A 12,825-nucleotide genomic window follows, 5' to 3' on the forward strand; every position below is an offset into this window, starting at 1 on the left:
GCTATTTATTTATCTTCTCTGTACAGATTAAATGACAAAAAAACTCACGTATCTGGCGTTTCATATTTAATTTTTTGCACTATGTGCACTCTATGTCTTTATAAAATTTCTAGGTTTTTACCTAATATAAGCTGAAATGCGCTTATAAAGCATTTAAAACATCAAAAAACGCCAACTTAAAAAATGGATAGTGAATAACTAGCTACCCTAGGGTTTCTTTTGCCTTTTTTTCTGTTTAGTAAATTTCTTAACATTTATAATTTAGATTAGTTGCGGTTTAAAAGCAGCTGAATCGCGGTTATTAAGTGTTTAGAATAAAAAAACGCCATACTTGAAAGTATAATGTAAGTAATTAGCCAACCACGGGGCTTCTTTTGCCTTTTTTTTCATTTGGTAAATTTCTTAAATATTTATAGCTTATATCTAAAATAATACCTTGTATCTTTTTTCTGTTTAGGTTATGCAAGAACCCATGCTTGACACTTGGATTTAGTGCAGCTACCCTAAATTGGAATTGCTATTCTTGGCTGAAAGGAACACATTTTTAGAATAATGAAAACAATCAGCACTTTAATTCAAGAAGGATCGGAGTTATTATCGTCACATAAAGTTGAATCACCACATTTAGATTGTGAAATCATCATGCAGCACGTACTTGGAGTGGAAAGATCATTCATAATTATGAACCATGCTGATCAAGTGCCGATGGAGAAAGAACTTTTATTTTGGAAATTAACAAAAAAAAGAGCGGAAAGATATCCAATATCGCAAATAATAGGTAATCGTGAATTCTGGAGTAAAAATTTTATAGTTAACCAGCATGTTTTGGATCCAAGACCAGATAGTGAAACATTAATCTCAACAGTGTTAAAATATTACCCAAATAAAAAGCAGAGACTAAAAATTGCAGATTTTGGTACAGGCACAGGTTGTTTATTGATATCTGTACTTAGTGAGTATGAATATGCCGTTGGTATCGGTTTTGAAAAAAGCTTGGAAGCATACAAAGTTGCCTATCAGAACACAAAGAAACATAATCTCCTCAGCAGAGCCAAAATATTTCCAAGCTCATGGACAGAGTGCAGAGGTTCATTCGATCTTATAATTAGCAACCCTCCATATATTAAAAGAAGCAAATTGAAAGACTTGCAAGCTGAAGTGCAAAAAGAGCCAAGAATTGCTCTTGATGGTGGAATTGATGGTTTAAACTGTTACTTGAGTATTTTTTCAATATTAAGGAGGTGTCTTAAAAAAAATGGGTTTGCGATATTGGAGATAGGTGAAGATCAAAATGATATTGACAAAATAATACCCTCATACAAATTAGCTTTTCAGGAATATGTACATGATTTGGCAGGAATGAAGAGGTGCATTGTTGTGCAAAAAACATAGCTAATGTTTTCTTGTATTATCTCCTTCATCCCATATTATCCTATGTCATTCCAGTACCCTCTACCTCGTCATCCCAGTACCCTCTACCTCGTCATCCCAGTGCGTGACACTGGGATCTATATTTAACTAGATCCTATGGTCAAGCCATAGGATGACAGGAACGGTTTTATGCATTTTTTAAAAGGGCAACATGTTTAAGCTTTGCTGGCAAAGTGGAAAGTAAGGCCAGCCTCTATGCCGTGTGTGTGAAATAGTTGATTACCTATATTTATTTCCTCAGTTACTTTGTTACCTGAGCTAGGATCAAGCTTCTTTTTTCCAATATTATTAGGGTCGTCTACCACTTGTCCTAACTTTTCTGCTGTAAGCTTAATATCGCTACCAATAGCACCAAAACCTCTATATCCGATATGCATATTTACATCTTCGTTTATGCGATAGTCAAAGCCAGCTTTTAATTGACCTGCGGGTCTTATTGACGGTTTTTCAAACATCGTCATTCTTGTTGCACCGATTCCAATACCAACGTAAGGAGAAAAAGAGAAACGGTCACTTTTCCAATGATGATAAACATTTGCCATTACAGATATGTTCTCAATTTGGTCATGACTAACTGCAGCACTATAGAGATAAGTTCCTTTATTAGGATCCTTGTCAATCTTCTTTAGGTATGAAACAGTTATTTGGCTACTTGTTAAACCAATATTATCCACTTTTACAGAAGAATACATTCCTTCCAATTCAGCTCTATAGCTGTTGTTACCCAATTCCCCTGTGTAACCAAATGCCACATTTGCAGCAAAAGGTGGATTACAATCTCCTTTATACTTACTTAGTAATTGACCGTCTGTTCTCTGAGCACTCCTGTCATTTATAGATACCTTATTAGTATCTGCAGCATCCTTATCTCCAATTTTTGCTTTCAACTCACCCATGCCATTTAAAAATTGACCGTAATACCCACTACCAAAGTAAAATCCTTCTGTTTCACTTGCAAAAGATTGTTGTGACAACAGCAAAGCAAGTGCTGTAACCGCTAATGTTTTTTTACTAATCATTACTACTCCCCTAGTTAAAATAGCTAATCTAATACTAATTAATTAAAAATGGCTTAATATGAAAAACCTAATTATTTGCATAACTTGCACTTTTCTGAGCTAAAAATAGGCAAAGTTAACCTTTATTTTTGATCATTTTTTAATTTATCGTCAATATCCTCATCTTCAAATTCATCATCCTCGTCTTCGTCATCAAACCCATCATCGCTCCTCTCGTCATCAAACCCTTCATCATCATCTTCAAACTTATCGTCAATATCTTCATCATCAATATCTTCGTCTGCAAATTCATCTGATTCATCATACACTGCATCCTCTGTTTTAGTTTCAGCAGGATAATCAACTGAATTAGGCCCCTCAAGAGCATTATTCCCCTCGTTATTAACCTTATCTTTGCTCGCAGCAGCAGAAAGAACTTTGTTTGGGTCATATGGTTCTTGTGTAGGCACACGAGTTTGCTTGAGCAGTCTTTTTGTGAAGGTGCTATCACTATAGTACAAAATTTTCTTTGATTTAATTGGGTAAGTTGACTCTATTAAAATTATCTGATCGTCGCGTGGCAACATAATAACTTCTTGAGGCAATAGCAATGCCCTCTGTGTTTCAGAGATATGCAACGACCTTGAAGCAGGATTTAAATCTAAAAATTTAGGCTTATTCAACGATTCTTGTTGTACAGTTTTGTTTCCTATAAGTTGCGATATTAAATTAGCTGTTTCAATATTATTGGCTGCAAAAGTTATTCTGTAAGTCGAGTTTGACAAAAAGGAGTTCATTCCTGCTTCTTCGTATATTCCTTTGAGCTGCTCAGTATCTTGAACAATTAAGAATAACCTAACTCGATAACCACGAAAATATGCAATACCTGTTTGAAATTGCTCCATTTTTCCAAGTGTAGGAAACTCATCCATTAAAAACAATACGCCATAAGGCTCGTCATCCGATGGCAATTTTCTACATAAAAACTCAGTTGCCTGTTGGTAAAAAACCTGCATTAAAGGCCTGAGCCTAGTCAAGTTGTCAGGAGTTAAACCAACATAAACTGTAGTTTTCTTCTTTTTAAAATCTAAAATATTAAAATCACTTGACGCAGTTGCAGTATCAATCAATGGGTTTGCCCACAATTCAAGCGATGAGTTCATAGTTGATACAACACCCGACCTTTCTTTATCAGCTTTTTGTAAAAAAGCTGCAATATTCATATATGCTACAGGGTGTAGTATTTTACCCATTGTATCAAGAGCAACAGCAAGATTATAAACTACGTCATCACTACGCATCGTACGCACAACTTCACCAAAAGATTTAACTTTCTCTGGTGCAGCAAGTAAGTATAATACCACTCCAACAAATAAGCTTCTTGCTTCATTTTGCCAAAAGTCTTGTTCAGGCATGATGAGGTTAGCTATTTTTTGCACATCGTCAACCATCTGCCCAGGTTTTTTACTAATCCATTGTAATGGATTGTAACAGTGACTTATTCCATCTGGCTGCGCTGGATTCCATACGTATACTTTTTGTCCTTGTCGTTCTCGCCAACCACTTGTTATTTCATAGTTTTCTAATTTTATGTCGTGTACAATTACCGAGTCAGTCCAAAATAATAAATTAGGAATTACAAAGCCAACACCCTTACCAGAACCTGTAGGTGCAAATAACAATGCATGCTGAAACCCATCAGCAATAAAGTATCCTCTTTTATCTTTACCAAGCAATAATCCCTTTTTGCTTCTTAATCCTGCTTTTCGTATGTCTTTCTCTGATGCCCACTGCGAGTCTCCATGAAGTGATTCTTTCTTTTTAAATGGTCGCCACTCAATTATCCTTTCTCTTAAATTCCATAAGATAATCATTAAAACAACAATAGGCATTGTAGAAGATAGAATTAATTTAAATTTGAGCTCAAGGCTATATAACTCTGGGTGGTGCCAACAATATTGTATATGATCAAAAATCGTTGGCCAAAGAGCTTGAGGGAAAGGCGTCAAACTAGGATTAATTGCCTTAAAATCCACAGCATCCGGACCGTCAACTAATAGAAAGAACAATATACCAGATAGATAGAAGCAAAACTCAAGTACGCTAAAAGCTACTACACCTCCTATGAGAATATTACGTAGGTGATTTCCATTACTCATAAACTACTCTTTTTTAACTTATGTATAAATTTAAGCATTTTCGCTTGCAGATCTAGTAAATAATATCTCAGAAATGCTTCTTTTGCCCCCACCGGTTCTTTTTAGCTGAATAACAATATCAATCACATTTCTAATGTATGGTATAATTTGGTCTGGAGGAATGCCAAGATTTGCCTGCATAACCATCAATTTTATTTGCTCAAGGGCCATTGTTGGACTATCCGCATGAAGGGTTGATATTGATCCAGGGTGACCAGTATTTATCGCCCTAAGAAAACTAAAAGCTTCCGCTCCACGGAGCTCACCAACTATTATTCTGTCTGGCCTTAAACGTAAGCACGCCTCTATCAAATCTTGAGTGGTTACTTTTGCTCTGCCCTGCCCTCCTTTGGAGGCAATCAGATGCACTCTATTTGGATGATCGTTCAAAACGATTTCCCTTGCATCCTCAACAGTAATAATTCTTTCCTCAGTTGGAATAGCACGCAAAGTAGCATTAGTAAAAGTAGTCTTACCAGTGGAAGTTCCACCGCTAATTATAATATTTTTCTTACTTATTACAGCGTATTCTAAAAACTCTTTTATTTTTTTTTGCCTTAACAGTAAATCCAAATGACGGTCAACTGGATTATCAGTTGCTTCTGTAACAGTTTCAGAAAAAGCCCCCATTTTTTCGTAATCATCGAGTGCTAATTGCATGCTAGAAGGCTTACGAATCGACATGACTACTTTATCAGGTTCACATGCTGGTGGAAATACTATCTGTATACGATAACCATTTGGTAATGTTGCCGAAAGTAAAGGTGCTTCTTCGCTAAGTTTTTGTTCTGTAGCTTGAGCAATCAGTCTGCCAAGAGATTTCAAATGGTTAAGATCGAATACTTCTAATTTTTCACACCTTATTTCACCGCGATTTTCAATCCATACTTCCTTTGGCTTATTTATTGATATTTCATTTACGCCTTCTTCTTGAAATATGCCTTGTAATGGCTCCAAATATGTATCAAGTGCAGCATAATTCATTTCATTGATTTAATATTGCCTGTGGAGGAAATACTATATCTTGGTTAACAAATACTTTCAACGCGGTGCCTTGATCGACATAAATAGTTGGTTTTTTATCTGTATATCTGCCCACTATATCTCGCATGTCTTTAGAAAAATCATTGATTGACTTCCCGATTGCTTCATCATAAACAGATTTGCTTCTTTTCTGAGTTTGCCTCAACAGTTGACGTACATCGTCTAAAGTTATACCGATATTGTCACTAGTAATTGCATCAACTCCACTAGCTCCAGAACTTTTTATCACACTTACTATTTCTTCCTTTATTATTCTCAGTAAATCCTGATCACTTTTAGCATTCCGAATTTTTTCAATAGCCCTAAGACCCAATTTCCATTTTTCGTCTCCTACCCTCCCAACTTCAGTTTTTATAGTATCCTCCAATCTCTCAACAATAGCCCCTTTGAGAGAAGAGATATCTATTTCAGCTGCAGTGATGGATCTCACCGCATCCATAGCAGTTAGCGTATCAATAAGATTAGAGGCCTTTTGCCCTATAACAGCCGAACCAATTGAAACACCAGCAAGTGCCACTGAAGAGAATAATGCACTTACTATTTTATTATCAACTATTCCAGCTATTCCTGCTCTGCCAAGCTCGTCAGTACTAAGTGATGAGATAGCAATATCTATTCCATGAGGAAGAATGACCCTACTCCAGTTTATATTTACACGAGCTCTTGCGACATTCGAGTCAAATGAATAACTGCCTATCAATCTTGAGCCTTTAGGTATTAAAACTGTATCACCAGTTTCTGCATAAACATCTCTACTCACCATAGCACGCAGCATTCCTTGCAGATCAGAGTTTATTGCAGTTTCAAGAACAGCATCAATAATTTTACCTTGAGTAACCATTAAACCAAGCTTTCCTACTCTGGTAGCTTTGCTCGATTGTGCTGAAGTGTCAGATAAAATAGCATCAGCAGCCTTATTCTCTCCACCATCACTTGAAATTGTTAACATTTGTGCACTACGTCTGTCTCTAGGATAACCGCTACCCCCTATTGTAGGAAACGAGGTAGGTAAATTGCCCATAACATTACTAGAAGGAAAATTTTGCTTTGGCAAAATAGGTATATTTGACACAGGAGTTTCTTTTGGTTTCTCTTCTTCTTTTCTAATTTGTTTTATTTCTGGTATGATTGGTGGTGTAGGAAGAGGAGGTAAGGGTGGTAAGGGATCAGTTATTATTCTTTCAGGAACCATTACATTATCTGGAACTTGTTCCAACTTTCCCTTCAATTCTTGAACATTTTGCTTTGTTTCCTCTTTTTTAATAACTTCTGAACCCTCTTTATGAGAAGGACTAAAATAGAGATAATACACTCCACCAACCAGAAGCACTAAAATAATGACCATCAATGCCCTATGACCTTGATTAGAGCCAACTGTTACTACCTTGTTCTCTATTTCTGATTCATCTTCTGAATTGTTACGCCTTTCTTTACTCATATTGCATATACCACAGCTAAAGTGACCTATTTATAATTTCAACTTCACCATCTTCATAACGCATAAATAGCTTTTTATGTACTCCTTTTATTATAACATAATCATCAAATAACAGCCTTTTACAAGGTTTATCCTCCTCTTCTACAAAAATCTGAGGTATTTTATTATTATTTCTAAATTTTAAATAGGTTAAATAACCATCATCAAATAGCTCAATCGGAACTATATCCGCATTACCACCTTCATCAATATATGTATAATTGTACTTCGTATCATTTTCTTGTATTATTTTTTCTGGCTTGTCTGTAGTATATTGCATTTGAGTAGGTAAAGAAACCTCATCTAAATCAAGATCAAATTCACCTTCTTCTTGAGGATAATAAAAACGTACTACGTAAGATATATCCTTTTCAGCAGAATAATCGTGACCCACTTTCTTAGCATCAGTATCTGGGTATTTATCGTAGTTTGGCCTTGAGATTAAATCAAAAATGTAATTTCTTTTTTTAGTTGTTGTAATAATCATGTTAGTGCGACTACTAACTTCAAATGGCATGATAAGCAATTTATTGTCATAAGGATTAATTTTCCAACTTGATGCATCACCAACAGCGATATTTTTAACTTTTTCTCCTTCCGCAAATTCAATATAAGAATAGTAACCCTGACTAAAAACCACCGTAAATACTTCATTAGGGCTATACACAAAAGTCTTTATTCTACTATCTACAGAAATAGGCTCATTATAATTAATGGATGCGTTTAAATTGCCACTTACAAGTAAAGCTAAAACTAATAATATCCTATACATATTCATCATCTACTCTATATGAAATAACTTGAAATCCTAATGGGTTAATATATCTTTGCTGATCATCCATTTCAAGCGATGCATATCTATATGACATAATAACTATCTTATTTTTTCTTGTGGAACTTCCATCTTTCCGTATAAATTCCACAAAAAACCTCACCTGAAGAGCATCGTTACCCAATTTTTGAATTGAGCGAATTTTAAATTCACTTTTGGTATCTGAGTACAAATTAAAAAGATCATCCATATTCTGTGATCCTACATAATTTCTAAATTCATTATACACATTAGGTGAGGAAAACAACCTCACCTTTGTATAATAGTTATAATTATAATGATATGGATCAAAAACCTCCCTTGCTTTTATATACTCTGAAATAAAATAATCGTTTAGCGCTTCATTTGCAGAATATTGTTTTACTGTGACAGGATCAACCAATTGCACTATTCCTGATTTCTTGTCAATTTCTATAACAAATGGCTCAATAGTGCTACTTGTGCTAATTTTAAATATGACTAATATGCTGATAGAGATCGTTGCTAATAATATTAATGCAAATAAAAGTAGAATATTCCTTTGAGCAATAACTGTGCTGTAGCGGTTTGAATTCCAATCTATATCCTTATCTAAGGATTCAGTATTTTTTTCTCGCTTAAAAAATCTTAGCATTTTAGTATTCCTAAAAATCTTAACTTATGTTAATAAACATAGCAAATTAACAAAGTAGTTACAACAAAAAAGCTAAAAAACTCTTAATCTATGGCCTAGCTTACCAAACTTTGTCTCCATATATGAATCGTTATATTTATTACGTTCCACAATAAGTGGTAGACACTTTGTAACTCCTATACCACTACTTTCCAATTCTGACAATTTCCTATCATTGTTTGTAAGTAATTGGATTTTGTTAATGTTCAATTTATTAAGCATTTTAGCTGCAACAGCAAAACTCCTTTCATCATCTTCAAAACCTAATATTCTGTTTGCATCAACAGTATCAAGATTATGTCCTCTTTGCACACTGTACGCTCTTAACTTATTAGTTAAACCAATGCCTCTTCCATCTTGCATCAAATACAATATAATACCACTTCCAGAGTCAGCTATCATTTGAATTGCTTGATGTAACTGACTTCTGCAATCGCATGATAAGCTATCTAACAAGTCACCCGTATAGCACGAAGAATGAATTCTTACTAATGGTTCGCCATCTTTATCTGGATTGCCAATGATAATTGCATGATGTTCTCTTCCACCACTTTCTGTTCTATAAGATATGATATTTACTTCTTGAGTCTGTTTTAAAAATAATGATGTTTTGCACACTTCATATACATCCTGATTTTCTTGAAAATTATTTATGAATGACGTGTCCAGTGCAATAATGTCATTTTTCTCGCACCAATTTCGCATTTCATGGTTATTCTCAAAAGTCATATCAGCCACTAACGCGTATGGCAATAATTCTGAGAACTTAAGCAAGGCAATAGCACATTCATCTATTGTCTTTGAGCATTGCAACTCTCTTATGCAATCTTCCTTTGAACAGTTTATTAAATGGAGCAGTTCATCAAAATTATTCACCAACAGACGTTTGCTGTTATGTTCTTTATTCTGAGATATGTATTTTACCTTACTTGAAGTTAAAGTAACATATACATTACTTGATATAAGCTTGTATTGATTAAATAAATCTCTTTCTAAAGCCTCAGCAGCAGCAAACAATAGGTAATTACTTTTATCATATATTACAATTGGCCGGCCGCGCCTGATTTCGCTGATAGCTCTTTCTACCTTATTGCTACTCTGATTTCCTATAAACATTTTTACCCATATTAAGCAGCTATGAAAAAACTGGTGCGGCCGAGAAGACTTGAACTTCCAAGGCCTTATGAGCCACAGCGACCTCAACGCTGCGTGTCTACCAATTCCACCACGGCCGCACTATATTCTAGTTTTTATATAATTATTTTAAATTATTTAATCATTTTAGAATTTTTCATCTAGAGTGTCAATCTGATACTAGAATAATTTAGAAATTACTTGTATAATTTGATTATGAATTTTGTGATTATAAATTTTAATCATTTAAGACAACCTTACTACTAATTTTTAACTTAGGTTTTTATACAAATGAATGTAGCTAATATCTTTATTTTTTTAGCTCTATCTCTTATAACCAGCTTTCATTTCGTCCATGCACAGATATTATACACATGGTCTCAAGTTATCCCAGAAAATAAATTAAGCATACGTGCAATTACAGACAATGACATGTGTCCCATTGTTTATGTCGATGGCGAGGAAATAGAAATGCTGAATCGCAGCTCAATTAACAATGGTGATCATAACGAAACAGTTTGTGAACTGACAGCACAAACAAGTGCCAAAAACATTAGTATTGAGGATCTACGAGTTCCTATATTACCAGAAAAGGTTAATAAAATTGCTTTTATTGGTGACACGGGTTGTAGAATAAATATGTTATTTCAGCAGGAATGTAATTCGGTAGATAGCTGGCCTTTAAAAAAAAATTTAGATTCAATCGCCCTTCATAAACCAGATTTAATTATCCATGTTGGTGATTATCATTATAGACAAACAAAATGTAGAAATACAAAAAAGTGTGGCGATATTTATGGATATAATAAAAAAGCTTGGTACGCTGATTGGTTTGAGCCTGCAAAGGATATTTCATTACAATCCCCTTTCCTTTTTGTTCGTGGAAACCATGAGAGTTGTAATAGAGCTTATGAAGGATGGTTCAGGTATCTAGATTCATACCCCTTTTCGTCTGAAAAATGTGGAAACTTCGTTTCTAGTTGGTCCTTAGATGCTGGACCGATGAAATTTTTTATCTTCGACTCTTCATCCGGTGAGGATATTTTTACAACCCAAAGCACAATTGATGCTTTTGAAAGGCAATTTGATAAATTGATACAAGATAAGCCCACGTGGTTTTTAACTCATAAACCGCTTTGGAGATCTCCAAAAAAAGAATTTTTGACATTAAAAAGCCATGGTAATCTTACACAAATTGAAGCTTTTGGAGATAAATTTCCAAGCAATGTCACTACCATAGTTTCTGGCCACATTCATATAGCCCAGATTTTATTAATGGATAATGTTCCAGACCAGATTATAGTTGGAAACGGTGGTGCATTATTACACGCTCAAGATCAAGAGCCTGTTTATCAAAATGTAGAATTTGACTATTCAAATGGTAGAAACTACTTAGTACACGAGGTTAGAAACTTTTTCGGTTTTGGCTTTGCAATACTAAACTTAGATGATCACAAATTTACCTTCTATAATCAACACAATAAGGAAATGTATTCTGCGAAGCTAACAGAAGATTTTAAACTTAAACGGATTAAAACTATAGTCGATTCATTTTAGGACTTGTTATTAGCTATTTTAACAACGCTACTTAAACATTTTTTTTAATCGATTGATTTCATCAGCAAATTTTGAGTCGGTCTTTATAAAATTTTCTACTTGTTTTACTGCATGTATAACGGTAGCATGGTCTCTGCCACCAAAGTTTCTCCCAATATCTGGTAGGCTTTTTTGCGTAAATTTTTTGGCAAAATACATAGCTATTTGTCTTGGCCTTGCAAGACTGCGAAGTCTTCTATTGGATTGCATATCTGCAACCTTTATATTGAAAAATTCAGCTACTTTCTTTTGTATTTCTTCTATTGTGATTGACCTATGATTTGACCTAAGAAGATCGATTAGGGTTTCACTAGCTGATTCTACCGTCATACTTCTTCCAATTAATGAGGTATGGGTAACCTTATTTAATGCTCCTTCTAATTCTCTTATATTAGATTTTATGTTCCTTGCTAAAAACTCTAGGACATCTTTCGGAACATACATATTCATCTGCTCCACTTTTGCCTGCAATATACCAAGCCTTAATTCAAAAGTTGTTTCATTAATATCTGCCACCAACCCCCAACCGAGTCGTGATCTTATTCTTTCTTCCACTCCATCAAGATCACTAGGAGACCTATCAGCTGATATAACCAATTGCTTATTTTGGTCTATCAATGCATTGAAAGTGTGAAAAAATTCTTCTTGTGTACTATCTTTACCACTGATAAATTGCACATCATCTACCATCAATACATCTACTGATCTAAATTGCTCTTTAAATAACATAATATCTTTGCTTCGCAGCGCTGTAATATATTGGTACATGAATTTCTCTGCTGATAAATATACTACTTTTCTTTTTTCTGATGGGGAATTGACTATGTGCCAAGCTATAGCATGCATTAGATGTGTTTTACCAAGTCCCACTCCACCATATAGAAACAAAGGATTGCTGCCTAATATTGGATCTATAGATTCTGCCACACGCTTTGCCGCCGTAAATGCTAATTCATTTGGCTTTCCCACTACAAAATTATCAAAGGTGAACCTTGGATCCAGCGGCGAACCAAGATTATGATTACTTTCCTCTCTGTTTTTTAGTATAACATTAAAATTTGAATTCCTTTCCTCAATTACTTGAATATCAATAGAACGTATGCTTTTATCTTCGCTTTGCCATAATGATAATATTTTTTTCATGTAATGAACTGTAATCCACTCTTTTATAAACCTTGTTGACACGGATAAAAGAACTTCCCCATTTCTGCTACTGACAAATTTTAGCGAACTCAGCCAGCTGTTATATGTTGCTTCTCCATAAAGATTATAAAGACAATTTTGGATTTTTTCCCAAGTAACATTGTGATCCGTTACTGTAATAATCTGATCAAAAAACATAGTAGAAACCTTAGGGCTAGTTAAGTTCATATACCATACCAAGAAAAAAGCAACAATTAGAAAAATATAAGATAATCAATAGCTTACTGCAAAATGAAAAGCTAATACTACTTAATACATAC

General features: G+C 34.5%; 10 protein-coding genes and 1 tRNA gene. 2 read left to right on the top strand and 9 right to left on the bottom strand.

What is annotated here, in order from left to right:
- The first annotated feature begins 552 nt into the window (after positions 1-552).
- Positions 553-1,392 (top strand): peptide chain release factor N(5)-glutamine methyltransferase, encoded by an 840-nt coding sequence (gene prmC, locus ABWU75_RS04365; protein WP_353286686.1) that lies wholly within the window; start codon positions 553-555, stop codon positions 1,390-1,392.
- A gap of 194 nt (positions 1,393-1,586) precedes the next feature.
- Here prmC and ABWU75_RS04370 read toward each other — a convergent pair whose 3' ends face one another.
- The 8 genes from ABWU75_RS04370 to ABWU75_RS04405 all read right to left on the bottom strand — a co-directional run bounded on the left by ABWU75_RS04370 (position 1,587) and on the right by ABWU75_RS04405 (position 9,867).
- Positions 1,587-2,450 (bottom strand): P44/Msp2 family outer membrane protein, encoded by an 864-nt coding sequence (locus ABWU75_RS04370; protein ID WP_353286687.1) that lies wholly within the window; start codon positions 2,448-2,450, stop codon positions 1,587-1,589.
- Between the two features lie 122 nt (positions 2,451-2,572).
- Positions 2,573-4,588 carry a type IV secretory system conjugative DNA transfer family protein gene (locus tag ABWU75_RS04375; protein ID WP_264731469.1) on the bottom strand — a complete coding sequence of 672 codons (2,016 nt, stop codon included), beginning with the start codon at positions 4,586-4,588 and terminating at the stop codon, positions 2,573-2,575.
- A 30-nt stretch (positions 4,589-4,618) separates the two neighbouring features.
- Positions 4,619-5,611, bottom strand: a complete 993-nt coding sequence (gene virB11 / locus ABWU75_RS04380) for a P-type DNA transfer ATPase VirB11 (RefSeq protein WP_253309358.1) — start codon at positions 5,609-5,611, stop codon at positions 4,619-4,621.
- Between the two features lies 1 nt (position 5,612).
- A complete protein-coding gene (locus ABWU75_RS04385; RefSeq protein WP_353286688.1) occupies positions 5,613-7,109 on the bottom strand; it encodes a TrbI/VirB10 family protein in 1,497 nt (498 codons plus the stop codon).
- Positions 7,110-7,125: 16 nt separating this feature from the next.
- The gene (gene virB9, locus ABWU75_RS04390) at positions 7,126-7,926 is read right to left on the bottom strand and encodes a P-type conjugative transfer protein VirB9 (RefSeq protein WP_253309956.1); all 801 of its coding nucleotides are present in this window, start codon (positions 7,924-7,926) and stop codon (positions 7,126-7,128) included.
- On the bottom strand, positions 7,913-8,593 hold the full coding sequence (locus ABWU75_RS04395; RefSeq protein ID WP_264731475.1) for a virB8 family protein: 681 nt from the start codon (positions 8,591-8,593) through the stop codon (positions 7,913-7,915). The genes virB9 and ABWU75_RS04395 overlap by 14 nt, the downstream gene beginning before the upstream one ends.
- Positions 8,594-8,665: 72 nt before the next feature.
- Positions 8,666-9,748 carry a GTP cyclohydrolase II gene (locus ABWU75_RS04400; RefSeq protein ID WP_264731477.1) on the bottom strand — a complete coding sequence of 361 codons (1,083 nt, stop codon included), beginning with the start codon at positions 9,746-9,748 and terminating at the stop codon, positions 8,666-8,668.
- Positions 9,749-9,779: 31 nt separating this feature from the next.
- A tRNA-Leu gene (locus ABWU75_RS04405) sits at positions 9,780-9,867 on the bottom strand.
- 190 nt (positions 9,868-10,057) lie between these two features.
- Between ABWU75_RS04405 and ABWU75_RS04410 the strand changes: the two genes are divergently transcribed.
- Complete coding sequence (locus ABWU75_RS04410) at positions 10,058-11,323, top strand: metallophosphoesterase family protein (protein WP_353286689.1); 1,266 nt, start codon at positions 10,058-10,060, stop codon at positions 11,321-11,323.
- Positions 11,324-11,350: 27 nt separating this feature from the next.
- Here the strand turns inward: ABWU75_RS04410 and dnaA are convergent, their stop codons facing one another.
- Complete coding sequence (gene dnaA / locus ABWU75_RS04415; RefSeq protein ID WP_253309363.1) at positions 11,351-12,733, bottom strand: chromosomal replication initiator protein DnaA; 1,383 nt, start codon at positions 12,731-12,733, stop codon at positions 11,351-11,353.
- Between the last annotated feature and the right edge of the window lie 92 nt (positions 12,734-12,825).

Source organism: Wolbachia endosymbiont (group A) of Anthophora plumipes (assembly GCF_964028115.1).
Taxonomy (GTDB): domain Bacteria; phylum Pseudomonadota; class Alphaproteobacteria; order Rickettsiales; family Anaplasmataceae; genus Wolbachia.

Excerpts from the sequence above, each read along its gene's own strand:
- prmC (WP_353286686.1), top strand. The coding sequence starts at position 553 with ATGAAAACAATCAGCACTTTAATTCAAGAAGGATCGGAGTTATTATCG.
- ABWU75_RS04370 (WP_353286687.1), bottom strand. The coding sequence starts at position 2,450 with ATGATTAGTAAAAAAACATTAGCGGTTACAGCACTTGCTTTGCTGTTG.
- ABWU75_RS04375 (WP_264731469.1), bottom strand. The coding sequence starts at position 4,588 with ATGAGTAATGGAAATCACCTACGTAATATTCTCATAGGAGGTGTAGTA.
- virB11 (WP_253309358.1), bottom strand. The coding sequence starts at position 5,611 with ATGAATTATGCTGCACTTGATACATATTTGGAGCCATTACAAGGCATA.
- ABWU75_RS04385 (WP_353286688.1), bottom strand. The coding sequence starts at position 7,109 with ATGAGTAAAGAAAGGCGTAACAATTCAGAAGATGAATCAGAAATAGAG.
- virB9 (WP_253309956.1), bottom strand. The coding sequence starts at position 7,926 with ATGAATATGTATAGGATATTATTAGTTTTAGCTTTACTTGTAAGTGGC.
- ABWU75_RS04395 (WP_264731475.1), bottom strand. The coding sequence starts at position 8,593 with ATGCTAAGATTTTTTAAGCGAGAAAAAAATACTGAATCCTTAGATAAG.
- ABWU75_RS04400 (WP_264731477.1), bottom strand. The coding sequence starts at position 9,748 with ATGTTTATAGGAAATCAGAGTAGCAATAAGGTAGAAAGAGCTATCAGC.
- ABWU75_RS04410 (WP_353286689.1), top strand. The coding sequence starts at position 10,058 with ATGAATGTAGCTAATATCTTTATTTTTTTAGCTCTATCTCTTATAACC.
- dnaA (WP_253309363.1), bottom strand. The coding sequence starts at position 12,733 with ATGAACTTAACTAGCCCTAAGGTTTCTACTATGTTTTTTGATCAGATT.